Annotated in this window: 25 protein-coding genes and 1 tRNA gene; 16 read left to right on the top strand and 10 right to left on the bottom strand. The window is 33.7% G+C overall.

Annotation, left to right across the window (positions count from 1 at the left end):
- Window positions 1–176 precede the first annotated feature (176 nt).
- Together AWV75_RS03835 and AWV75_RS03830 are read left to right on the top strand one after the other, a co-directional pair.
- Window positions 177–1,016, top strand: a complete 840-nt coding sequence (locus AWV75_RS03835; protein WP_060873115.1) for a sensor histidine kinase — start codon at window positions 177–179, stop codon at window positions 1,014–1,016.
- A 3-nt stretch (window positions 1,017–1,019) separates the two neighbouring features.
- A complete protein-coding gene (locus AWV75_RS03830) occupies window positions 1,020–1,742 on the top strand; it encodes a LytR/AlgR family response regulator transcription factor (RefSeq protein WP_060873114.1) in 723 nt (240 codons plus the stop codon).
- A gap of 70 nt (window positions 1,743–1,812) precedes the next feature.
- On the opposite strand, the gene AWV75_RS03825 is transcribed toward AWV75_RS03830, so the two are convergent.
- Window positions 1,813–2,283 (bottom strand): lipocalin family protein, encoded by a 471-nt coding sequence (locus tag AWV75_RS03825; protein ID WP_060873113.1) that lies wholly within the window; start codon window positions 2,281–2,283, stop codon window positions 1,813–1,815.
- Between the two features lie 960 nt (window positions 2,284–3,243).
- Between AWV75_RS03825 and AWV75_RS03820 the strand changes: the two genes are divergently transcribed.
- Entirely contained in the window at window positions 3,244–4,203 is a 960-nt protein-coding gene (locus tag AWV75_RS03820) for an HsdM family class I SAM-dependent methyltransferase (RefSeq protein ID WP_082711024.1), read from the top strand.
- Between the two features lie 43 nt (window positions 4,204–4,246).
- Here the strand turns inward: AWV75_RS03820 and AWV75_RS03815 are convergent, their stop codons facing one another.
- Complete coding sequence (locus tag AWV75_RS03815) at window positions 4,247–4,726, bottom strand: hypothetical protein (protein ID WP_060873111.1); 480 nt, start codon at window positions 4,724–4,726, stop codon at window positions 4,247–4,249.
- A gap of 132 nt (window positions 4,727–4,858) precedes the next feature.
- Between AWV75_RS03815 and AWV75_RS03810 the strand changes: the two genes are divergently transcribed.
- Both AWV75_RS03810 and AWV75_RS18390 read left to right on the top strand, forming a co-directional pair.
- Window positions 4,859–5,803 carry an IS1595 family transposase gene (locus AWV75_RS03810; RefSeq protein ID WP_060873110.1) on the top strand — a complete coding sequence of 315 codons (945 nt, stop codon included), beginning with the start codon at window positions 4,859–4,861 and terminating at the stop codon, window positions 5,801–5,803.
- 87 nt (window positions 5,804–5,890) lie between these two features.
- On the top strand, window positions 5,891–6,043 hold the full coding sequence (locus tag AWV75_RS18390; protein WP_082711023.1) for a YegP family protein: 153 nt from the start codon (window positions 5,891–5,893) through the stop codon (window positions 6,041–6,043).
- Here AWV75_RS18390 and AWV75_RS03805 read toward each other — a convergent pair.
- Window positions 6,040–6,444, bottom strand: a complete 405-nt coding sequence (locus AWV75_RS03805; protein WP_060873109.1) for a hypothetical protein — start codon at window positions 6,442–6,444, stop codon at window positions 6,040–6,042. The two genes, AWV75_RS18390 and AWV75_RS03805, sit on opposite strands and share 4 nt — an antisense overlap.
- A 490-nt stretch (window positions 6,445–6,934) precedes the next feature.
- On the opposite strand from AWV75_RS03805, the gene AWV75_RS03800 reads away from it, so the two are divergent.
- The 3 genes from AWV75_RS03800 (at window position 6,935) to AWV75_RS03790 (ending at window position 8,778) form a co-directional block, all read left to right on the top strand.
- Window positions 6,935–7,351, top strand: coding sequence for a DUF6591 domain-containing protein (locus tag AWV75_RS03800; protein WP_060873108.1), 417 nt, complete (start codon window positions 6,935–6,937; stop codon window positions 7,349–7,351).
- A 64-nt stretch (window positions 7,352–7,415) separates the two neighbouring features.
- Window positions 7,416–7,724: a hypothetical protein gene (locus AWV75_RS03795; RefSeq protein WP_060873107.1), complete on the top strand. Its 309-nt coding sequence runs from the start codon at window positions 7,416–7,418 to the stop codon at window positions 7,722–7,724.
- Window positions 7,693–8,778, top strand: coding sequence for a hypothetical protein (locus AWV75_RS03790; RefSeq protein WP_060873106.1), 1,086 nt, complete (start codon window positions 7,693–7,695; stop codon window positions 8,776–8,778). Before AWV75_RS03795 ends, AWV75_RS03790 begins: the two co-directional genes overlap by 32 nt.
- Window positions 8,779–9,395: 617 nt before the next feature.
- Here the strand turns inward: AWV75_RS03790 and AWV75_RS03785 are convergent.
- From AWV75_RS03785 to AWV75_RS03770, 3 genes are all read right to left on the bottom strand, one after another.
- Window positions 9,396–10,838: a hypothetical protein gene (locus tag AWV75_RS03785; protein ID WP_060873105.1), complete on the bottom strand. Its 1,443-nt coding sequence runs from the start codon at window positions 10,836–10,838 to the stop codon at window positions 9,396–9,398.
- Between the two features lie 171 nt (window positions 10,839–11,009).
- A complete protein-coding gene (locus AWV75_RS03780; protein ID WP_060873104.1) occupies window positions 11,010–11,639 on the bottom strand; it encodes a DUF6266 family protein in 630 nt (209 codons plus the stop codon).
- A 1,279-nt stretch (window positions 11,640–12,918) separates the two neighbouring features.
- Window positions 12,919–13,003: transfer RNA gene (locus AWV75_RS03770), tRNA-Ser, on the bottom strand.
- Window positions 13,004–13,231: 228 nt separating this feature from the next.
- Here AWV75_RS03770 and AWV75_RS03765 point away from each other — a divergent pair.
- On the top strand, window positions 13,232–13,570 hold the full coding sequence (locus tag AWV75_RS03765) for a hypothetical protein (RefSeq protein WP_060873102.1): 339 nt from the start codon (window positions 13,232–13,234) through the stop codon (window positions 13,568–13,570).
- Between the two features lie 51 nt (window positions 13,571–13,621).
- On the opposite strand, the gene AWV75_RS03760 is transcribed toward AWV75_RS03765, so the two are convergent.
- Entirely contained in the window at window positions 13,622–14,089 is a 468-nt protein-coding gene (locus tag AWV75_RS03760) for an RES family NAD+ phosphorylase (RefSeq protein WP_060873101.1), read from the bottom strand.
- Entirely contained in the window at window positions 14,089–14,640 is a 552-nt protein-coding gene (locus tag AWV75_RS03755; protein ID WP_060873100.1) for an antitoxin Xre/MbcA/ParS toxin-binding domain-containing protein, read from the bottom strand. Before AWV75_RS03755 ends, AWV75_RS03760 begins: the two co-directional genes overlap by 1 nt.
- A 148-nt stretch (window positions 14,641–14,788) precedes the next feature.
- Between AWV75_RS03755 and AWV75_RS03750 the strand changes: the two genes are divergently transcribed.
- Both AWV75_RS03750 and AWV75_RS03745 read left to right on the top strand, forming a co-directional pair.
- Window positions 14,789–15,037, top strand: a complete 249-nt coding sequence (locus AWV75_RS03750) for a type II toxin-antitoxin system ParD family antitoxin (RefSeq protein ID WP_060873099.1) — start codon at window positions 14,789–14,791, stop codon at window positions 15,035–15,037.
- Window positions 15,027–15,329, top strand: a complete 303-nt coding sequence (locus AWV75_RS03745; RefSeq protein WP_060873098.1) for a type II toxin-antitoxin system RelE/ParE family toxin — start codon at window positions 15,027–15,029, stop codon at window positions 15,327–15,329. Before AWV75_RS03750 ends, AWV75_RS03745 begins: the two co-directional genes overlap by 11 nt.
- 76 nt (window positions 15,330–15,405) lie before the next feature.
- Here the strand turns inward: AWV75_RS03745 and AWV75_RS03740 are convergent, their stop codons facing one another.
- Window positions 15,406–16,428 carry a quinone-dependent dihydroorotate dehydrogenase gene (locus AWV75_RS03740; RefSeq protein ID WP_060873097.1) on the bottom strand — a complete coding sequence of 341 codons (1,023 nt, stop codon included), beginning with the start codon at window positions 16,426–16,428 and terminating at the stop codon, window positions 15,406–15,408.
- Window positions 16,429–16,585: 157 nt separating this feature from the next.
- Window positions 16,586–16,945 (bottom strand): DoxX family protein, encoded by a 360-nt coding sequence (locus tag AWV75_RS03735; RefSeq protein ID WP_060873254.1) that lies wholly within the window; start codon window positions 16,943–16,945, stop codon window positions 16,586–16,588.
- Between the two features lie 1,052 nt (window positions 16,946–17,997).
- Between AWV75_RS03735 and AWV75_RS03725 the strand changes: the two genes are divergently transcribed.
- The 5 genes from AWV75_RS03725 to rplT all read left to right on the top strand — a co-directional run bounded on the left by AWV75_RS03725 (window position 17,998) and on the right by rplT (window position 21,758).
- The gene (locus tag AWV75_RS03725; RefSeq protein WP_231737975.1) at window positions 17,998–18,372 is read left to right on the top strand and encodes a winged helix-turn-helix transcriptional regulator; all 375 of its coding nucleotides are present in this window, start codon (window positions 17,998–18,000) and stop codon (window positions 18,370–18,372) included.
- 105 nt (window positions 18,373–18,477) lie between these two features.
- Window positions 18,478–20,430 carry a threonine--tRNA ligase gene (thrS, locus tag AWV75_RS03720; protein ID WP_060873095.1) on the top strand — a complete coding sequence of 651 codons (1,953 nt, stop codon included), beginning with the start codon at window positions 18,478–18,480 and terminating at the stop codon, window positions 20,428–20,430.
- A 102-nt stretch (window positions 20,431–20,532) separates the two neighbouring features.
- Window positions 20,533–21,039, top strand: coding sequence for a translation initiation factor IF-3 (gene infC, locus AWV75_RS03715; RefSeq protein WP_002991325.1), 507 nt, complete (start codon window positions 20,533–20,535; stop codon window positions 21,037–21,039).
- Window positions 21,040–21,101: 62 nt separating this feature from the next.
- Entirely contained in the window at window positions 21,102–21,299 is a 198-nt protein-coding gene (rpmI, locus tag AWV75_RS03710) for a 50S ribosomal protein L35 (protein WP_002991327.1), read from the top strand.
- Window positions 21,300–21,413: 114 nt separating this feature from the next.
- The gene (gene rplT, locus AWV75_RS03705) at window positions 21,414–21,758 is read left to right on the top strand and encodes a 50S ribosomal protein L20 (protein WP_002991328.1); all 345 of its coding nucleotides are present in this window, start codon (window positions 21,414–21,416) and stop codon (window positions 21,756–21,758) included.
- Window positions 21,759–21,894 lie beyond the last annotated feature (136 nt).

Genomic DNA, 21,894 nt, shown 5'->3' with positions numbered 1-21,894 from the left:
TCTTGCTAAATATAGTATTTGCAAGTTTTATAGCATTTATCAGCATTAAAAACAACCGTATCGTTTTACCTGTGGGGTATCTTCTGCTGTATAATGTGCTCCTTTTTATACCCGCCTGGATCAATAATTTCTGGTTATTCCCCAAGCTGCGTCTTCATAAAAATATCAGGCGCTATATGCTAGCGGTACTGCTGCTTTTTCTAACTTCGGTCATCGTTTTAGGGCAATACTTAAAAGGGCTGTATAGCCAGTTTGAAAAAAGTGAACTCGCTGATTTTACTCCCTTTGCAATCCATGCTTCAGTTCCTTCTTCATTAGCAGCCTATCAACATTACTTTGATGTCTTTCCTGGAATACTCCTGTTGATGGCTATCATGGCTATTGGTTATATCGTACAAGAATATGGATTTAAAATTAAAAAAGAGGAAGCGATCCTTGCACAACAAAATAGGGCAGAACTAGCTTTACTAAAATCACAGATTAGCCCGCATTTTTTGTTCAATATCTTAAATAGTTTGTATGCTCTATCACTTAAAACAGCGAAAGAAACACCTGATGTTATTTTAAAACTGGCTGATATCTTGCGCTATTCTTTGTATGAAACCCAAGAGAGAGAAATTACAATCAGTCAAGAAATCCATATTTTACAGACGTATATTGCTATTGAGCAATTGAGAATACCTTCAAATGCTCGCGTTTCCTTTCAGTATGTTGGAGGAAAGGATTCAATCAAGATAGCTCCTATGTTGTTGTTGCCCTTGATCGAAAATGCCTTTAAACACGGTGTTGATTCGACAATTGATGATTCTTATATTGAGGCTCATTTATACTGTGACGACAACAACTTGCGATTTGAGTGTAAAAATAGTTATAAAGAAAAAGCAACCAAGGATATTGGAGGAATTGGCATTGAAAACATACGCAAACGCTTGCAATTGCTTTATCCCTCAAGGCATGTAATACAAATTAAAAAAGAAGAAGCAACCTTTAGTGTAACCCTGGAAATAAAATTCTAAGAAATGATGAAAATACGATGTTTAGTTGTTGATGATGAAAAACTTGCGCAAGAAGTTTTAGTTCACCATATTTCAAAATTTGATGTATTACAGTTGGAAGGCATTTGCAATACTGTTTTTGAACTGATTAGTTTTCTAAATAAGAATAAAGAAATTGATCTGATTTTTTTGGATATCAAAATGCCTGAAATCAGTGGAACTGATTTTGTGTCTATGTTCGCGAATCCTCCGGCAATTATCTATACAACGGCATACAGCAACTATGCAGTAGATGCTTTTAGCCAAAATGCGCTGGATTATTTGTTGAAGCCCATTTCGCTGGAACGATTTTCAAAAAGCATACAAAAAGCAAGTCAGTATCTCAGACCTTCCCTTCAAACAACGCCACTACCCACGGACAACAACAGCAATTCCTTTTTTTATGTAAAAAGTGACAAACGCCTGATCAAAGTCAATCCAGCTGCATTGATTTATATCGAAGGGATGCGCAATTATATTTGCCTCTATACAGAAACAGAAAAAATAGTCGTGCACGGTACACTCCTTACGATTGAAGAACACTTAAAACACCTCGATTACATTTGTAGGGTGCATAAATCGTATTTCATTAACCTCCATAAGATTCAGTATGTAGAGCAACATATGATTGTGTTAACGAATAAAAAAAGTATTCCTATAGGATTGAGTTACCGCAATCAAATCTATGAGAAACTCAGCATCATGTAAATGGAATTAAAAGGGATATCCTTCCGTTTGAATGGAAGGAACTAGTCAAAATGGAGAAGGGGAACCCCTCTTATTTCACTCTCCTGCACCTAAGTTTAGTATATTTAATCGCATTAACCTTATCGTCTAGCGGAAGAGGTAAGGAAGTCATAAAAGTGAATTCATCTTCCGTCAACTGGGTAATGAGCATTTCTTCTTTTACGCCCATATCATCTATCGTATGGATAGTACTGTTTTGAAGGGTATAGCTTAAACGAATAACTTCTTCAATGCAATGTCCCTTTTCATCTTTTCCTGTAAAAGTGTGAATCTCTAGTTGATCTGCAGTGAACACCCAAGTTAGCGGTCCACATCCCATTTCATTCTTCGGACTCGTATCGGTTAAAAACTTAGCTTCTCTATCGTAAAGTTTAGCGGATACTAATTCCCATTTACCTACTAAATCTTCTATTTCATAGGGTTTCGTTGCTTCTTGTTCTTTACAACTACTCATTGCCAAAGAGATTACAACGAATAACAAAAGGAATAACCGCTTTCTCATAACATTCTATTTTAGGTAAAAATAAAACTTTCCGAAGACTTGGCTAAGCTTGGTTTGATAATTTTCCTCGTTTTAAAGGAAAGGAATTAGATAGCCTAAATAGGGGAATAGACATAAAAAAACCGATAACTTTCATCATCGGTTTTCTTTGCGGAGAAAGAGGGCTAGCCTCTTTTATGCCGTATGCTTTATAAATAGGGATGTTCACTTTTTTAAATTGTTGCGCGCACCTTATTCAGAAAGTTTTTAACTATGATTGGAATCGTTTGATTCGAATATAAAAATACTGTATATTTATCCTATATTAGGTAGAAAAATTATTTTTTCAAAGTTAAATTCAAATCTCAACCATCCAATAAGGTAAAATTAGTTTTTAAATTAATAAACTGTCATTTTGAGTCTGTCGAGAAATCTAAAAAGACAAAGCATTTACTTCATTTTTCAACTTGAACAGAGATAAGTGAAACAGTAATATTTTCATTTTAGCTAAGCTAAAAACAAGTCCGAAAAAATATTCAACACAATTAGGAAGCATTTATTTCTCAAATTTTGCTTCTTATTATACCTTTAAATTTGTTTTAATATTTTTGCGAATTATAAAAATATCTTTTTGGCAAAGCTTACTTATCCTACTTACTTAAATTTAGTATGAAAATTATATCTCTTGATGCTTCTATCATGAGAATAAAACTTAAATTCGCATTCGATGCGTATTAATTGAAGTTAAATGAAACTCAATAGACTAAAAATAATCTTGTTAGAGCATTCAAAAATCAATAAATGGCTAGCTAAAGAATTGAAAAAGAGTGAAAGTACAGTTTCTCGTTAGTGTACTAATGAAGTTCAGCCATCAGTGGAAAAATTATTAGAGATTGCTCATCTACTCAAGATTGATGTAAGAGAATTATTGAACTCTAGTAAATAAGAGATTCAAATTAAAAAAGATATAAAAAAAAATAGATGCTAAATTCAACAATAAAAACTAAAATTAGTAGTCTTTGGGAAATGTTCTGGGCAGCTGGAACCTCTAATCCGCTAACTGCTTTAGAACAAATATCTTACTTGCTTTTTATGCGTAGAGCAGAAGATGTAGGCATAGTTGATGAGGATATATACAAATGGTCTTTTTATACTCAATGCCCAGATATTGATTTACCTAAAACAATGTCAGATATTTTTGAGTATTTAAAAACAATCAATAGTGAACATGAGCCTTTTACAAAAGCTATGGAAGGCGCAAAGTTTGAAATTTCTAAACCTTCATTATTAAGAGCTGCGATAGATATTATTAATGAAATTTATGCTGAAGCGGAAAAAGAAAGAAATGAAGGTCAATATTTTCAGGATACATTAGGTGATTTTTATGAGTTGATTCTATCTCAAACCGGAGAAGCTGGTAAAAATGGACAGTTTCGAACTCCTCGTCATATCATTCATTTTATGTGTGAATTGCTGAAACCTACAATTGATGATAAAATTTGCGATGTTACTTGTGGTACATCTGGTTTTTTAGTTGGTGCATATCAATATATTATTGCTCAAAACTCTGGAAACGAAGAGTGGCAAACAGATACTGATGGTTTTAAAGTAAGAACATCAGCTAGTGCAATAAAACCAAATTCAAAAAAAGCTAAAAAATTAACTACAGGAACATTTTTTGGCTATGATATCGATACTACAATGATTCGTTTAGGTATGATGAATCTAATGATGCATAATATCAAGGAACCTCATATAAAACATATAGATTCTTTATCGCAAAATTTTGATAAAGAAGAGGCAGGAGTTAAGTATACTAAAATTTTAGCTAACCCACCATTTACTGGTAGGATTGATAGTCTTGATACTAGTATCACGTTAGATAGAGTTTATCCGCCTAAATATAATAGACACTTATATATTTCATTGTACCAATGGTAGGTAATAACTAAAAATGACTTGAATTTTAAATTCAAGTCATTTTTTATTTAATATAAGTCCTAAATGCATCGTTTATTATATTCTTGTTATCTTTTATTATTTGTTCAAATATTTTACAGTCATCAAAAACACTAGTATTTGTTTCTGGTACTTGAAACTTTATTTCAAGATTATTATCCAAATAAATAACACTTACTTTTATTTTTAAATTAGTATGTTTCATATTCATAACAAAACATAGTTTTGCTGATTCTACATAATTGTTATGTTTGTAACCTACACGTGAAGTACTATTAATAAAAATATTTTCATATTCTGGATTAATATAACTACTACTAATATCTTCTAATTTAAACTTTCCATTAAATTCATTTTTTAATAATAAGTTTATTTCTTCTTCTATTTTATTTTTCAATATAATTGATGACATATATAACTTGTTTTTAAAGTAAGGTATAAATTTACTTAAAAACTTATATAAAGCAATTTTTGTTAATACAAAGTGTCTTTTTATTTTATTCATAATGTTTTGAATTTCTTATAATTATAATCTAACAACAAAATACATCAAGTATTTAAATCATTTATACTTTTAATAAAAATTAATCAAATAATGTTTTTTACTTTCGTTAAAAAGTATTAAATTAAATAAAAAATGAATTCAAATACTATAATATTTAAATCATTAATTAATTTGATGGAAACTTTGCAAACAGAAAATGATTGTAGAGAATATTTAGAGAACTTAAGATGGAATAATGAACCTATTTGTCCACATTGTGGAAGTGTATCAGAAAATCATTATAGATTAAGAGCTAAAGGTATATTTAATGGTATGTATAAATGCAAACATTGTAGAAATAGATTTACTGTAACCATAGGTACTATGTTTGAAGGTTCACATATTAAATTGAAAAAATGGTTTTTGGCTATATATCTATTTGCTTCACATAAAAAAGGTATTAGTAGCGTACAATTATCAAAAGATATAAATGTAACTCAAAAGACAGCTTGGTTTATGCTAAGTAGAATACGTCATAATTTTAGAGATAAATCAGAAGTTGTATTTGAAGGTATTACTCAAGTTGACGAAACTTATATTGGAGGTAAAAATAAAAATAGAAGCAAAAATAAGAAAATTGATAATACTCAAGGTAGAAGTTTAAAATCTAAAATACCTGTATTTGGATTAATTTCTAATGGATATGTATACACTAAAGTTATTCCTGATACTAAAGGTAAAACTTTAAAAGGTATTATAGATGACTTAGTAGTTAAAGGTTCTATTATTGTATCTGATGGATGGAAAGGTTATAAAGGACTTTCTAAAGAATATATCCATAAAATAATTGAACATAATAAAGGAATATATGTTAAAGATCAATTCCATACAAATAGTATAGAAGGCTTTTGGAGTCAACTAAAAAGAGGTATTATTGGTATATACCACATAACAAGTCCAAAACACCTATCAAAATATTGTGATGAATTTACCTTCAGATTCAATACAAGAAAATTAACTGATGGTGAACGATTCAACCTTGCCCTAATATCAGCTGATGATAAACTTGAATACAAAGAACTTATAGATAAATTTTAAAAATAATTTCATTTATTATCATAATTTTATTTAAAGAATATTTTTAATTATATTTGTTAATATTTTAATAACATAAATTTTTATAAAATGGATAAATGGGAATTGTATACTGACCCATCAGGTCATTGGAGATGGAGAAGAACTGCATCTAATGGTAGAATTGTTGGTGCATCAACACAAGGATATGTGAATAGACAAGATTGTATTGACAATGCAAAAAGAAATGGATATAAAGGTTAAAAAGCGCCAATAACATTTCTTTTAAGTTTCACAAATAAAGAACGAGATTTTTCAAGTTCTTTATTTGTGAAACAATTTCTATCTTTAATATGTATAACTTCATGTAGTATACCTTCATCATTTAACAAGTTTTCAACATCAATAGAATTAGATCTGTAACATAAATAAGATAAAAAACAAATAGTGTGTAAAAAACTAGAATATTCTAACATTAAAGTATTATCATCTAATTTAGAATAATCTTTTATTATATTGTCTAATTCCATTAAATTACTAGTAATAATTTCATTTAAATTTCTTTTATATAATTTTATCTTTATATCTTCATAATCATTTCCAATTATATAACTAGAATATTTATTTTCGTTTATTTTGTATTCTGTCAACACACCTTTTTTCATAACTCATTTTAATTTATATATGTATAATTAAACAACAAGAACAACCTAGATTATTTTTGAATCTAGGCTGTTTTTTGTTATTTATAATTTCTATCTTTGCTTTTTACGAAAAGAATAAACGTGCTTAATTGCATTATTGCTAAACCGAAATACCACATCGAATAATATAAAGCAAATAATGTATATGAGAGTATGCCGATATGGCGTGGCTTGTATTCATTGCTTTTTTAGGGAGTGGTATTCCTAGGTTTAGTGTGTTTGCAATGTCCACGCTTCTTTTATTTATAAACCTAAAATACCACAAAAAATGAAAACAATTACTTACTACATTAAAGAACTACACAAACAAATCAAGTACAATAATACTTAGATTGAAAATTGTTGTTCTTTAATTTTATACGATTAAAGATACCTCCTTAATACCTTTTTGTTTTGCATCATATTATATGATGTTGAATCGAATATTTAATTAATCTTAAAATTTAAACTGATGAACAAAAAAGGAATTATCGTAGGTATATTATCATTATCAACACTTGTATTTGTTGGTTGTAACTCAAAAGAATCTAAAGAAAACGAAACTAAATATGAATCAGAAAGTATTGTTGATGATGCTTCGGATGATATTAGTGAATATGAAGAAGAAACAACTAGTAAAGTAAGTTCAAGAGATATTGATGATTTGCTTGATAGCTATGAAAGCTATATGAATGACTACATGGATTACATGAAGAAGGTCAAGAATAGTGATATGAGTGCTTTAGGTGATTTACCAGCACTTATGGAGAAAGCTGAGGAGTTGGGTGAGAAAATGGATAGAGTTAAATCTGATATGACTCCTGACCAACTAGCTAGAATGCTTAAACTAGTAAATAAGGTTAATTCTATGATGGCAGAAATGTACTAACAAAAAATCCACTTCATTTGAAGTGGATTTTTTGTTTAATATGTTGGTACATCTAAATATATAAGTGTCTGTTTTATTTTTTGATAAGGATGAAGAAACTAACAAGTTGAAAGTTAAAAAAGCTTCACAGTTAGGAATTAATACTTATGGTGCGGGAGTAGATTATATTTTAAAAAATATTTTTAAGACTCAAATGATATCAGCTCAATCTTTTGATGAGATGAAAGAGTTGATTAAATCAGGTTCATTGGATCAGTTAAGAAGTGCTGTCGATTTTTATGGAGAATCTAGTCAGAAACAGTTTATTTTTAAAAAAATTTTCGAATTAACAGAAGATAACAATGATTTTAAACATACAGAAAGTAAAGACTAGAATAGCAGTTTTACATAGTATACCTAAATATTTTTTTAAGAAAATAGAAGAAAGTGAAAGTTTTGGAAATCATCTGTTTCCTAATTGGTCAATACAAGTTTTTCAGAATACAGATTTGCAAAAAAAATTCAAGGCTGTATATGATGCTTATAAACTTATTGCAGCAAAAGATGAAAGAGATAAAATAATTAAAGCTTTTAAAGATAGTAATGAAATAGAAAGAATCTGTGGTCATGACCAAACTTTAGAAATAATTACAATCAATGATATTCATGCCTCTTTGAAGCAGCCAATCGAAAATCTGTTCTCTTATTTATACAACACTTCTAGTAATTATCATTTATTTACAAACTATGTGAATATAACTATTGGTACTTCGATTGATAAATTCATTACTCACCATAAGATTGAAGTATGTCCAATTTGTGGTTTAGAAGGTTTTTTAAATTTAGATGGACAAGCTCGATTAGCTTTAGACCATTGGCTTTGTCAAGATATTTTTCCTTTTTCATCTGTTAATTTTAATAATCTTATCCCAATAGGTGATAAGTGTAATTCTAGACCAGCAAAAGGCAATAAAAACATTTTAATCAATGAAAATGGGGAAAGAAAATTAGCATACTATCCATATAAGAACTATAACGGTATTAATGCTAGATTTGCTTTTATTGAAGAACCCTCTTTTGAACAAGAATATGGAAGTTGGCAATTTTTAATTGAAGCTAAAGTTGCTAATGAAATAGATGATTTTGAAAGCTGGGATGAAACATTTAATATAAAAAGTCGATACAATAGTTTTGTGGAAAAAAATATTTTGACTATGTGGCAAAATACATATGTTGAATTTATTGATGATCACGACTTTTTAAACCATGCGTCAGATTTGGAATCATTTAAAACAAACCTGCTTTATTGGAAAGCTTCGTTTATGAAGAAAAAATATCCAGGATATAAGGCTTACAGAAGTTTTATAAATCACTTAGTTCAAAATGCAAGTGATGCATATTTGACTGGAATATATCAGAATATGTTAAGTAAAAAAGGGTTACTTTAATTATTGTTATAGTTTTCCACGCTTTGCCACTTCAAGAAGAAAAACGGCTTTATTTAGCAACCCTATGTAAAGCCGTTTTTTGTTGCTGCATCCTATGGCATTGCCACCGTTTGCAACTGTCATACTTTTTGCGTTGTTTTTGCCTACGCACTTTCAGCACATTGTTTGCCTCATGACTCAGCAATCAAAGAGCTGTCCTTCGACTTAAAAAACAATGCAAAAAGACATTACACTCCAACCGTCACCATTGTTTCGTTTATGCCAGTATACAAAACGTCAGAAGTTAAATGCCGAAAAGTCCTATAATTAGTTAAATTTCTGTTTATAAAATTCCGTAAACCCCTCAATAGTTTGAGTAAACCTACACTTTAAACAAAAACTAACGACTTCGGAGTAGTTTTCCAGCTGGCTGCAAGAGCAAGTCGTTTTGATAGCACGAATATAATTTCGAGTGCCTCAAAACATCACTTGCTGTTACCTTTATGGTAACTTTTTCAACCTTTATACTATGTTTCGTCTACGATGAATACAGTTTATATACCCTATTCGTTTCATATTATAAACACCAATTGATAATCCACTTGTAGTACAGTTGAATTTGTAAGAATTATAATCCATTACTCGACCTTGTGCTGGATGATTTTCTTCCTATCAAAAAATTGTAACGTTTTCATTTGTTGCACCAATGTTTCCATTCCCTGGTCATTGATGGTGTATAAAATAATAATGGGTTTATTCAGGTGATCGTAAAAACTTAGCAGGGTATGATCTGTCAGATCAGTGGTCGATAGTTTGGACAATTGCGGAAATATCTCTTTTAGAGCTTTCAATGTTTCATGATGATTTTTGTCTATAATAACCAATTGCGTTTGAGGACTACTTTGTAGCGATTCCAAATTTTGTGGAGCTAAAATAGGAGAGGATAAACTGCTGTGCGTCATTTGAAAATGTTGCCCAAAAGCTTGTCTTATTTCTGTTCTTTCTATGTTAGTTTCGGCATCCGTGTAAATGGAAACTCGATTGAGTAGCACGCTATAATCTGTTCGTGTATTGGGAAACTTTGCTGCAAATAAAGCGATGGCATGATCAATAAAAGGTTGATCTATTGGTTGCTGTTTGGCTAGGTATTCCTCAACGGATGGGTAGAGTTCTTTTGCAAATCCATTGATATATTCATTGTTATACCAATCTTTTGTAAGTAAGCTTCCACTGATGTTTTTATGCACCCAACCGTTTCCTATGGCTGTAGCTAAGGCTTCATCAAAAAAGTTATAGGCATACTGCTTGTATGGAGAGGTATTTGTTTCAAACCACTGATCGAGTTGCTGCTGAAATTCTGGCGTTTGTTCATTAAAAAGCACATGACACATTTCGTGAAAAACAACGCCCATTCGTTCGACACCTCGGGTATCATTCGTCAAAACACCAATACAAAGACTATTGGCATGTGGTGTAGCTGTTGAAATTCCCTTCTGTCCAGGAATGGGGTAAAGACTAACGAGAAAAGGAATATCTGCCGTCCAAGTGGAACGATAAAAATGGCGGATTTTATCAAATATTTCCGATGCTTGAGGAACGTATGTTTCTAATTTTTTTCGTTGTTCCAATATACTTTCTTCGTAATCATCCCAGATTAGAAGATCGTAATACGTTTCTGCTTGTTTGAGAATAGTCACTAATTTTTGCTGTTCACTATGGGGTAAAATCCCAATCGACCGCTGTTTAAATTCGTCTATCGTATTGGCATTGACTAAAGCGATAATGAGCAAATCCTGTGTTGACCGATACGAATTTCTATTTGCAGGATACCCCTCTAATTGATAGTGGTAATTCAGTTTTAAATTTTGGAAATCAATACAAAGTTGTCGAAAAACGCTATCCTTTGCGACGTTCGGTACAATGTAATCTCTCAGGGTAGGGGAAACTCCTTGCTGAGTGGTCATTGTTTCCATGAAATTAAATACACAATAAGGTTTACTTACTTTAAACTGTAGGATTTCCTGTGCAATTGAAAGCTGTGTAAAAGCCAATAGGCAAAATAAGAATAGTCGTTTTCTCATGTATTCTTTTTTAGAAGGGACATTTAGGGATGTAGATTGGAGGGGTTTAATTCTTCAATAAGAGAAGAAAATCCAAACAAAGATTAAATATAGGAAAAAGAACTTCAAAAAAAGCATCGCATACTAGTTCATCCAATACACAGTGAAAATAGATGCGATGCTTTGTTTGTATTAATATTCTCCTAAAAACACACTTGTACTACATTCTACCAGGTCCACATCGGTCAAGAAGGCCCAAATACCGTAGCCTGTATCTTCAAAATTAGCAGGAAGTTGAACCTTAAATTCACCCGCGTCACGTTCTGCTACCTGCTCCAAAATAAACATGGACTGAGTTGCTTTTCGATACAGTACTACAGTCAGTAGATCTGCTTTATTTACAGCACCAAAAACTAAATTTGCATTCCAAGTGATAGTCAGCTCTTTGTTTACAATAGCGACAGTATCCACAAAGATAGTTTGCAAAATTCCCTTGCTTATTACAACCTTACTCAAGTTTACAATAAATCCTTCTTCTACTGGACTTACGGCTTCTTGAAGGTGATAGGCTAAAGCTAAATTTACATTAGACTTTAATTCTTGAACAGGTCCAAAATGGCGTTTAAGTAAGCCGTTTAAGGGTCGTAAAAAATTGGACACTAATTTAAATTTTTGACGATGACTCAACTGTGCAGCCGTTGGTTTTTTACTACTTTTTTTAGGTGCATTTCGAATGATATTTTGCCCGTTTAGGTTTGATCCCACAAGTGTTCCTACTTTACCACTAAAACCTCCTGTTAATCCATTATTCATTTTTCCCATAATTTTGCATTTTAAATGGTTATTCCTTTTTTATGAGTCATACCTAGTAGCTAGCTTTACTATTGAACTCGATACAAAACTAAAAAAGCAGAAAAACACGGACAATCCCCCTTTCCGTTCTCTTCCAATTAAGGGATAAAAAAAGAGTTTTTTTCCTTTCTTTTCCGAATTATAAAATCATAAATAACTGAATTTTAATGTTTTGTAATAAAATAACAAAGAGCATGTAAAGGGTTTGTAAGGGGAAAGTAAGTATCAGCAAGGGTTTTAGGCCTTTTTACCAATGTTACCCCTTACTATCTTCTTACCATTTACCTATAATCATACTTTCTCAATCTGTCACTCCACACAGTACCCCGTCTGGTATGTCATCCCGACAAAGGAGAAATCGAAACGCAGTGAAGATTCATCGAACACCAAAACAAATATAAAATAGGTGAGATAAATCGCATCCGTCACTCAACACTTGTTATTCCAGCTAATCCCTTTGCATAGTATAGCACATAGTATGGCATGAGCACTGGATGCGACCCTTCTCCTTCCTTCGTCAGGATGACAAAAGTTGAATAGACTTTTTTATTTTCAGGGTGACATGCTGGGTGGTTACTGGGGTAAATACAATACTCGTTACTCTGCACCGTCACTCCACACAGTACCCCATCTAGTATGCCATCCTGACGAAGGAGAAATCGGAACGTAGTGTAGATTCATCGAACACCAAAGCCAATATAAAATAGGTGAGATAAATCGCATCCGTCACTCCACACAGTACCCCGCCTGGTATGTCATCCCGACAAAGGAGAAATCGAAACGCAGTGAAGATTCATCGAACACCAAAACAAATATAAAATAGGTGAGATAAATCGCATCCGTCACTCAACGCGTGTAATTCCAGCTAATCCCTTTGCATAGCATGGTATAGCATAGTATGGCATGAGCGCTGGATGCGACCCTTCGTGCCTCAGGGAGACATGCTGGGTGGTTACTGGGGTGAATATAATACTCGTTACTCTGCACCGTCACTCCACACAGTACCCCGTTTGGTATGTCATTCCGATGAAGGAGAAAAAAATGGGATAAATGTAGCAGTAAATGGAAATTTATCTCAAAAGGAAGGAGGGATTATAGATCCCAAACAGGATAATTAGACACAAAGAAAACCAATTCCTCGTTACACTCGGTATTGTACTTTTTTTATTGTCGTCCATGCTCGAAAGTAAAACTTTCGGCATGCCCTAAAAATAAAAAAACCGATAACTTTCGTTATCGGTTTTCTTCGCGGAGAAAGAGGGATTCGAACCCCCGGACCTGTTACAGTCAACAGTTTTCAAGACTGCCGCAATCGACCACTCTGCCATTTCTCCAGTGGTCTGCTTTACTTCCGTATTGCGAGTGCAAATATAGTATAATTTGTGTGCAACACAAGGGGTTGTTAGGGATATTTACTGCTTTTTTTGCGTAAATAATGTAAGTGGTTTATTCTGTGGAGGTTAATTTTGAAGTTTTTTGTGAGAGTTGTGAGGTTTGTGAAATCGGGCATTTGTTTTTTAACTATATTAGCCTTTACATAAGAAAAAGAATACAGAGCAGCCATGATAAACTACAACAATAAAACCTTTCGACCTGTGAGTAATACGCCCAATGGGGAAACTTCCAATGAAACAGTTTTTCACTATAAACAAGAGGGAAACAGACTGACGGCTGTGTATAGTGGTGGAAAAATTGCATATGGTCATATATTGGGACTGGTAGATGAGCAGGGAATAATCAATATGCGGTATCATCAAATCAATGATAAAGGCGAACTGATGACGGGGATTTGTCGATCTACACCTGAAGTAGGTGTACATGGAAAAATACGCTTACATGAAGTATGGGAATGGACCTCTGGGGATTATTCAAAAGGAACATCTATCCTTGAAGAAGTATAAGATGGATAATAAAAAATCCGCTACGCAGCGGATTTTTAGGATTAGATATGATTAATGTTTATCTGTTTTTAATCGTTGATCAATGGGAAGTTCCAAGAACTCTATAATTTCAATCTGACCAAAGTTTTTATACAAGGGGTTTAAAATGAAATTACACTCCAAAGGAATAAGCGTAGAGGGAACTTTCAAACCGAAGAAATTTCTGTCTTGCGCTAGTGTGGTAAAAACGGCTGTCGTTTTAGTAGAATAGGGGTATTGATTCCATTGTTCTGGTAAATCGACCAATTCGGTGATCATAAAATCATCGGGTATTTCAATCTTAGCAACTAAAATATGCTGAGGTAGATTGGCAATATTTTCGGAATGCACATAGTATTCCAATAAGGCTAAGGCGATATTTTCTGAACAATAGACCGCCCGTGTTCCGATTTCATTCCAACGACCACCCACTTTTTCTGCACCAATACCAGAAAGTGTAGCATCCTTATATTTTGCATTGGCAACGCGATAAACCACCATTAGCTATATACGTTATATTGGATTCGCGCAATTTCATTTTCTACAATTTCAAAACCAAAACTGCTGTCCAATAGTTCAAATGGTTTTTTGTGTCCCAAGGCCTTAGAAGGCGTTAGAAGCCAGTTTTTAAATTGCTCAAGGCTGTCAAAAACTTCAGAACCCAATCCAAACAACCTCGAAATCTCATAAATTCGCTCAGAAGTCTGTAAGCTGTAAACCTCTTTCTTTTGCATGCTGCTAATCGACGTAGGTAAGATGAATTCAAACTCTTTCTCTGTAGCCCCAATAGCTGAAATTAATTCTTTCCATTCCATTTTTTTAACCCCTTCTCTGATTTTAGCGATCAATTCAAGTTTATAGTCTGGGGAATCTTTGGGATGTAACACCACCCAAGCAGGAGAGAATTTCTCCAAAGCAGTTGATTTTCTACTGGTTGCTTTTTGTGCAGCTCTAGTCTTTGTTGTGTTGCTAGAAGATGCAATACGAGACTTCGCAGCAGGTACAACAGCTGTTTTCTTCTTGTCGCTTATGGGTTTGTTTAGTGCTTTCATATCAGGTAATTGTATTTTTACAATAGGGTATGCGTAAAATTACAATTTTTGTATGGGTTATCCTAATTTTTATTTTGATTTGAGGATAGATAAAAATAGTCTATTTAGTTTTACCAAAATTTGGTAACTTTGAGAAAAAGATAAAGCTATGGGACGCAATACATCTATATCATTAGGAGATTATTTTGAAGATTTTGTAGAAGCAAAAATTACAGAAGGACGATATAAAAATGTTAGTGAAGTAATTCGCGCAGGCCTTCGATTGCTTGAAAAAGAAGATAAAGTTCAAATGCTAAAAAAAGCAATTCAGGAGGGGGTGGATAGTGGGATAGCAAATGATTTTGATCCCAAAAAGCATCTACAATCTTTACTGGAAAATAAGAAAAATGAAGGTTAATTATGTTTTGACGCGTAAAGCTGTTGATGACCTTAGTGAAATATGGGCTTATACCTATGATTCTTGGTCTGAAAAACAAGCAAATAGTTATTATGAGCGCTTGCTTAACGCTTGTAAAGATGTTGCTAATGAGCCTAAACTCGGAAGAAAATATAGTGAAATTGCCGAAGATTTGTTCGTTTTTTCGGTGGGTAAACACCTTGTGTTTTATCAAATAATAGAAAATAAGCAGGTTGTAATTATCCGTTTTTTACATGAACGAATGGATATAAAGACTGCTCTGAAAGAATAGTATTTTATAAAGAATAGAAATGAAGGATATTTTTTAGATATACAAACAAAAAAACCGCTATGCAGCGGTTTTTTTATTACTTATATTGTTCTAGTATTTTCTTGTTGATGGCCTTAATCAAAGCGGGACCTTCATAAATAAATCCAGTGTATAATTGGATTAAAGAAGCGCCAGCTTCTAGCTTCTCTATCGCATCTGCAGGAGAGTGAATTCCGCCAACGCCAATGATAGGGAAGGCGCGGTTACTCTTATCTGCTAAGAAGCGAATAACTTCTGTGCTGCGTTGGGTTAAAGGCTTACCACTTAATCCGCCAATTTCTACTTTCTTCTCTGATTGTAATCCTTCACGGCTAATGGTTGTATTCGTAGCAATAACTCCTGCAATTTTTGTTTCAGCAACAATGTCAATGATGTCTAGTAACTGACTATCTGTTAAATCGGGTGCGATTTTTAAAAGAATCGGTTTGCTTTTTGGTTTGCCGTTGTTTTTGGTTTGCAGCGCATTCAATAAAGCGGTTAAGGGTTCTTTATCTTGTAGAGCACGTAAATTGGGTGTGTTGGGTGAACTTACATTCACGACAAAATAATCCACATAAGGGAAAAGAGCATCAAAGCAAATTTCGTAATCGTCAATGGCTTGTTCGTTTGGTGTTATTTTGTTTTTACCAATATTTCCACCAATCAAAGTGCCTTTGTTTTTCTTTAAACGCTCAATAGCTTGATCAATTCCTCCATTGTTGAATCCCATGCGGTTAATTAAGGCATGATCTTCCACTAAGCGAAACATACGCTTTTTGGGATTTCCATCTTGAGGTTTAGGGGTAATGGTTCCAATTTCAATAAAACCAAAACCAAAATGCTCTAACTCCTGATATAATTTTGCATCTTTATCTAAACCGGCTGCTAGTCCAACGGGATTTTTGAATTTTAATCCAAATACCTCGCGTTCCAATCGGGGGTCATTCACTTGAAAAGTAGAGCGAATAATCGCTGATACACCTGGGATTTTGTTGATGAATTTCAACGAATTAAAGGTAAAGTGATGTGCTTTTTCTGGATCCATAGAAAAGGCAAGCGGTTTAAATATACTCTTGTACATAAGATGTGTGTGTTGCGTTGTAAAATACAGTGCGAAAGTACACTTTTTGTTATAATTTTTGAAACCTTATGCAAAGAATACTTTGTTTTTCGATGGTAAACCTTAGTGAAGAGGAGAATTTAGATACGCTTATCTAAGGGAATTTACCTAAAGTTGCTTATGCTACTTGCTTGGCTTGTGAAAAATAAGAGGTACCTAATAGAGCCAGAGCAATAACAATCATTGTTAAGGAACTAATTCCTTCACCAATGGCTAAATGAGCAATGGCAGCACCGATAATATTAATGGTAAACCCAGCATAAGCAAATCCTTTGAGCGTACGGGGGATAAATGGTAGGAGTATAGCAAGTACACCTAGTATTTTAGCCATTGCCAATTCAATGCGGAAATAATCGGGATAACCTAAATAAGCAAATGCATCTTTAAAGGTAGGGTCTGTAAAATAGCTATAAGCACTAAATAACATAAAAGCACTAAATAAACCAGTTGATATCCAATAGATTAATTTTTTATTCATCATGTTTGTTTTTTGATTCGTAATACAAAGTTAGGGCGATTGTAGCGAAGAAACGGGGGGAGTAACTAAAAGGTAAGTGGTTACCAGTAGGTAATTGGGTGAGGCGGTGAGGCGGTGAGGAGGTGAGAGGGTGAGGTGGTGAGGTGATGAGGCGATGAGGCGATGAGCAAACCTCACAACCCCTTTGATTTTTACAGCCTTTTCAAACATTTGACACTCTTTATTTGACTTGCGTTGAGGTTAAATGGTCTTTTGTAAAAGTGATTTACGCTTTTAAATAAATTGGTTTTCTATTATCTGCTAGGTTGCTTTTTTGTTTTTTGTGAAGTTGTAGCTTTATCGATTAAAGACGATTCGCAAAAAAACCTCTCGCAAAAAAGCAAAAAAAGAAACCTCACAAATACACCCCTTTCTTTTTTAAAGGGTAAAAAAGAAACAAAAAACCCTTCAACTAACCCAAATAAAGGTCAAATTAGTTTTTAAGTCTGAAAATAAAAGAACTCGCTACGCTCAAACACCTTTTATTTTTACAGCCTTTTCAAACATTTGACGCTCTTTATTTGACTTGCGTTGGGGTTAAATTGTCTTTTGTAAAGATGTTTTTTGCTTTTAAGTAAATTGGTTTTGTATTATCTGTTAGGTCGCTTTTTTGTTTTTTGTGAAGTTGTAGGGGTTATCAATTAAAGACGATTCGCAAAAAAGCAAAAAAGCAAAAAAACAAATCTCACCATCTCACCCTCTCACCGCCTCACAAAGCACAAACCTCACAAAGCACAAACCTCACAAAGCACAAACCTCACACTCCCTTTATTTGACTTGCGTTGGGGTTAAATTGTCTTTTGTAAAAGTGATTTACGCTTTTAAATAAATTGGTTTTGTATTGTCTGCTAGGTTACTTTTTTGTTTTTTGTGAAGTTTTAGGTTTGTTGATTAAAGACGATTCGCAAAAAAGCAAAAAAGCAAAAAAACAAACCTCACCCTCTCACCGCCTCACAAAAAACAAACCTCACAAAAATTTCGTATCTTTACGTTTAGCACAATTGCGTACAACCATGGAGGAACAACGAGCACACTGTAAAACTAATGTAAGAGGAATCAAAGATAGCATGTCTATCTTAAGTGGAAAATGGAAGTTACATATACTGGGGACTTTATTGCTGCATGATAAATTGCGTTTCATGGAACTTCAACGGGCTTTAGGTGATATATCAGCCAAAGTACTCAGCAAAGAATTACGAGATTTAGAACTCAATCAGTTGATTCATCGAACGGAGATTGACGGGGCAATTGTTGCGGTAGAATATGAGATTTCTCCCTTCGGAATTACCCTGACTCCCGTGATTCAATCCCTAGCCAATTGGGGGAATACCTACCGCCAAGAAATCATTCAACAGATGGAAAAAAACAAGGGTTTGAAAACGAAGTAAGCCTTCAAGAACTTATTTCAGCAGAAAAGCGTGGAAAGCGAATAAAATGTATTGTTATTATTCGCTAAAACCTGTATCTTTGCAACTCATTTTTTAAAAATAATTATGATAAAAATTACATTACCAGACGGATCAGTGAAAGAGTTTGCCTCAGGGGTAACTCCTTTCGATGTTGCTAAAAGTATAAGTGAAGGTTTAGCAAGAAATATTATTTCTGCCAACTTCAATGGTACCACCATCGAAACCACCACTGCTTTGACGACGGACGGTAGTTTAGTTTTATATTCATGGAATGATGCAGAAGGGAAAAAGGCATTTTGGCATTCTTCTTCTCACGTAATGGCGCAAGCGTTATTAGAGTTATTCCCAGGCATTAAGTTAACCATTGGTCCAGCAATCGAAAATGGTTTCTACTATGACGTTGATTTTATGGATCACAAAGTAACGGATGCTGATTTTAAGAGAATTGAAGATAAATTTTTAGAAATAGCTAGAGGGAAACACGAGTTTACGATGCGTTCAGCTTCTAAAGCAGAGGCATTAGCTATGTATAAAAAAGAAGAAAACCCATATAAAGTTGAATTAATCGAGAACTTAGCAGATGGTACAATTACATTCTGTGATCACGATACATTCACTGACTTATGTCGCGGTGGACACATTCCAAATACAGGAATTATCAAAGCGTTTAAAATCTTATCTATTGCTGGTGCATACTGGAGAGGAGATGAGAAAAACAAACAGCTAACTCGCGTATATGGTATTTCATTCCCTAAACAAAAAGATCTAACGGATTATTTAGCTTTATTAGAAGAAGCAAAAAAACGCGATCACCGTAAGTTAGGAAAAGAATTAGAGTTATTTACGTTCTCTCAAAAAGTAGGACAAGGGTTGCCTTTATGGTTGCCTAAAGGAGCTGCTTTAAGAGATCGATTGGAATATTTCTTGCGTAAAGCACAGAAAAAAGCAGGATATGAACAAGTCGTAACACCACATATCGGACAAAAAGAATTGTATGTTACTTCAGGTCACTATGCGAAATATGGAGCAGATAGTTTCCAACCAATTCATACACCAGTAGAAGGGGAGGAGTTCTTATTAAAACCAATGAACTGTCCACATCACTGTGAAATTTACAACGCAAGACCTTGGTCATATAAAGATTTACCAAAGCGTTTTGCTGAGTTTGGAACGGTTTACCGTTATGAGCAATCTGGAGAACTACACGGATTAACACGTGTACGTGGATTTACTCAAGATGATGCGCATATTTTCTGTACACCAGACCAATTGGATGAGGAATTCAAAAAAGTAATTGACTTAGTGCTTTATGTTTTTGGATCATTAGGATTTGAAAACTTTACCGCTCAAGTATCGGTTCGCGATTTAAGTAATCCGGATAAGTATATCGGATCTGTAGAGAATTGGGAAAAAGCAGAGCAAGCTATTATTAACGCAGCAAAAGATAAAGGATTAAATTACGTGATTGAGAGTGGTGAAGCTGCTTTCTACGGTCCAAAATTGGACTTCATGGTAAAGGATGCTTTAGGAAGAAGCTGGCAGTTAGGAACAATCCAAGTTGATTACAATTTACCAGAGCGTTTCGAATTGACATACAAAGGATCTGATAATGAGTTGCATAGACCTGTGATGATTCACAGAGCACCTTTTGGATCGATGGAGCGTTTTATCGCAATCTTGTTGGAGCATACAGGAGGGAATTTCCCACTTTGGTTGATGCCAGAGCAAGCTATTATACTGTCTTTGAGTGAGAAGTATGAAAAATATGCGAAAAAAGTTTTAGATTTGCTAGAAAATGACGAAATTCGCGCGGTCGTTGATAATAGAAATGAGACGATTGGTAAGAAAATTCGTGAAGCAGAAGTACAAAAATTCCCTTATATGCTGATTGTAGGAGAAGAGGAAGAGAAAAACGGTACGATTTCTGTGCGTAAACACGGAGATGCTGGAAAATCAAATCAAACGATGAAGATTGAAGAATTTGTTGCTTTCGTTCAAAAAGAAGTGAGTTCGTCAATGAAACAATTTGGAGAATAAAACAAATGATGTATAACGCTTGTAGAACCAAGCATTTAAATTTTTAAAGCCATAGCAGTAAGACAAAGAGGGGGATTTAGACCTCGCGAAGAGAAGAAGGATTTGCACCGAGTAAACAACGCAATCCGTGTTCCTGAAGTTCGACTTGTCGGAGACAATGTCGAAACGGGTGTATATAAACTAGCAGACGCTTTGCGTTTAGCTGAAGAGCAAGAATTAGATTTAGTGGAGATTTCTCCCAATGCAGAACCGCCCGTTTGTAAAGTAATTGATTATAAAAAATTCCTTTACGAGCAAAAGAAGCGCGAGAAAATGTTGAAAGCTAAATCAACGCAAATTACCGTTAAGGAAATTCGTTTTGGTCCGCAAACTGATGAGCATGACTATGAGTTTAAGAAAAAGAATGCAGAAAAGTTCTTAAAAGAAGGAGCTAAATTAAAAGCATTCGTATTCTTTAAAGGTCGTTCTATCATCTACAAGGATCAAGGACAAATTTTATTATTGAGATTAGCGCAGGATTTAGAAGAATTCGGAAAAGTAGAGTCTATGCCTGTATTGGAAGGAAAACGTATGACTATGTTTATCGCTCCTAAAAAGAAGACAAAATAATTCTTTCCCTGAAAGAATAAAAAATAGAATTAAGTAAGATAATCATAATACCTAGGAACAAAATGCCTAAAATGAAAACTAAATCTAGTGCTAAGAAGCGTTTCAAGCTAACAGGTACTGGAAGAATCAAAAGAAAACACGCTTTCAAAAGTCACATTTTGACTAAAAAATCTAAAAAGCGTAAATTAGCTTTAACTCACTCTACTTTAGTATCTAAAGCAGATGAGCACAGCATCAAAGATCAATTAAGATTAATCTAATTCTAGGAAACTAGAACTGGATTCGGTTAAATTTATTTAATAACCCTGGAGTGGCGCTTAGTAATTTAGAAGAACTTGTAAAAGTCGCCCACTACAAAAAACACTTGTAAAGAAATGGCAAGATCAGTAAACTCAGTAGCTTCAAGAGCAAGAAGAAAAAGAATTTTGAAGCAAGCCAAAGGTTACTTTGGAAGACGTAAAAACGTTTGGACAGTAGCTAAAAACGCGGTAGAAAAAGCAATGCTTTATGCTTACCGTGATAGAAAACAAAAGAAAAGAAACTTCCGTTCTCTTTGGATTATGCGTATCAACGCTGGTGCAAGATTACACGGATTAAGCTATTCTGTATTCATCGGTAAATTGAAAGCTAATAACATCGAATTGAACCGTAAAGTTCTTGCAGATTTAGCTACAAATCACCCTGAAGCTTTTGCAGCTATCGTTAATAAAGTAAAATAAGAAACGTTTGTCAAATCAGATTATTCTTACTTAATATAGTAAAAAGCCCTACTCTTGAGTAGGGCTTTTTTGTTTACAGTTTGGCGGAAGCTTTTTTGTGAGGTTTGTTCTTTGTAGGGCGGTGAGGCGATGAGAC

The organism is Myroides odoratus (assembly GCF_001549985.1).
GTDB lineage: Bacteria > Bacteroidota > Bacteroidia > Flavobacteriales > Flavobacteriaceae > Flavobacterium > Flavobacterium odoratum_A.
The sequence above is the reverse complement of the archived record's forward strand: the minus strand, read 5'-3'. Positions and strand labels throughout refer to the sequence as shown.

What these genes read in the sequence shown, in the direction of transcription:
- AWV75_RS03815 (WP_060873111.1), bottom strand. Translation starts at nt 4,726, where the DNA reads ATGAATAAAATAAAAAGACACTTTGTATTAACAAAAATTGCTTTATAT.
- AWV75_RS03830 (WP_060873114.1), top strand. Translation starts at nt 1,020, where the DNA reads ATGATGAAAATACGATGTTTAGTTGTTGATGATGAAAAACTTGCGCAA.
- AWV75_RS03825 (WP_060873113.1), bottom strand. Translation starts at nt 2,283, where the DNA reads ATGAGAAAGCGGTTATTCCTTTTGTTATTCGTTGTAATCTCTTTGGCA.
- rpmI (WP_002991327.1), top strand. Translation starts at nt 21,102, where the DNA reads ATGCCTAAAATGAAAACTAAATCTAGTGCTAAGAAGCGTTTCAAGCTA.
- AWV75_RS03725 (WP_231737975.1), top strand. Translation starts at nt 17,998, where the DNA reads ATGGAGGAACAACGAGCACACTGTAAAACTAATGTAAGAGGAATCAAA.
- AWV75_RS03765 (WP_060873102.1), top strand. Translation starts at nt 13,232, where the DNA reads ATGATAAACTACAACAATAAAACCTTTCGACCTGTGAGTAATACGCCC.
- AWV75_RS03755 (WP_060873100.1), bottom strand. Translation starts at nt 14,640, where the DNA reads ATGAAAGCACTAAACAAACCCATAAGCGACAAGAAGAAAACAGCTGTT.
- AWV75_RS03820 (WP_082711024.1), top strand. Translation starts at nt 3,244, where the DNA reads ATGCTAAATTCAACAATAAAAACTAAAATTAGTAGTCTTTGGGAAATG.
- AWV75_RS18390 (WP_082711023.1), top strand. Translation starts at nt 5,891, where the DNA reads ATGGATAAATGGGAATTGTATACTGACCCATCAGGTCATTGGAGATGG.
- AWV75_RS03790 (WP_060873106.1), top strand. Translation starts at nt 7,693, where the DNA reads ATGATTTTAAACATACAGAAAGTAAAGACTAGAATAGCAGTTTTACAT.
- AWV75_RS03740 (WP_060873097.1), bottom strand. Translation starts at nt 16,428, where the DNA reads ATGTACAAGAGTATATTTAAACCGCTTGCCTTTTCTATGGATCCAGAA.
- rplT (WP_002991328.1), top strand. Translation starts at nt 21,414, where the DNA reads ATGGCAAGATCAGTAAACTCAGTAGCTTCAAGAGCAAGAAGAAAAAGA.
- AWV75_RS03810 (WP_060873110.1), top strand. Translation starts at nt 4,859, where the DNA reads ATGAATTCAAATACTATAATATTTAAATCATTAATTAATTTGATGGAA.
- AWV75_RS03800 (WP_060873108.1), top strand. Translation starts at nt 6,935, where the DNA reads ATGAACAAAAAAGGAATTATCGTAGGTATATTATCATTATCAACACTT.
- AWV75_RS03785 (WP_060873105.1), bottom strand. Translation starts at nt 10,838, where the DNA reads ATGAGAAAACGACTATTCTTATTTTGCCTATTGGCTTTTACACAGCTT.
- AWV75_RS03835 (WP_060873115.1), top strand. Translation starts at nt 177, where the DNA reads ATGCTAGCGGTACTGCTGCTTTTTCTAACTTCGGTCATCGTTTTAGGG.
- thrS (WP_060873095.1), top strand. Translation starts at nt 18,478, where the DNA reads ATGATAAAAATTACATTACCAGACGGATCAGTGAAAGAGTTTGCCTCA.
- AWV75_RS03745 (WP_060873098.1), top strand. Translation starts at nt 15,027, where the DNA reads ATGAAGGTTAATTATGTTTTGACGCGTAAAGCTGTTGATGACCTTAGT.
- AWV75_RS03805 (WP_060873109.1), bottom strand. Translation starts at nt 6,444, where the DNA reads ATGAAAAAAGGTGTGTTGACAGAATACAAAATAAACGAAAATAAATAT.
- AWV75_RS03760 (WP_060873101.1), bottom strand. Translation starts at nt 14,089, where the DNA reads ATGGTGGTTTATCGCGTTGCCAATGCAAAATATAAGGATGCTACACTT.
- AWV75_RS03735 (WP_060873254.1), bottom strand. Translation starts at nt 16,945, where the DNA reads ATGAATAAAAAATTAATCTATTGGATATCAACTGGTTTATTTAGTGCT.
- AWV75_RS03780 (WP_060873104.1), bottom strand. Translation starts at nt 11,639, where the DNA reads ATGGGAAAAATGAATAATGGATTAACAGGAGGTTTTAGTGGTAAAGTA.
- AWV75_RS03750 (WP_060873099.1), top strand. Translation starts at nt 14,789, where the DNA reads ATGGGACGCAATACATCTATATCATTAGGAGATTATTTTGAAGATTTT.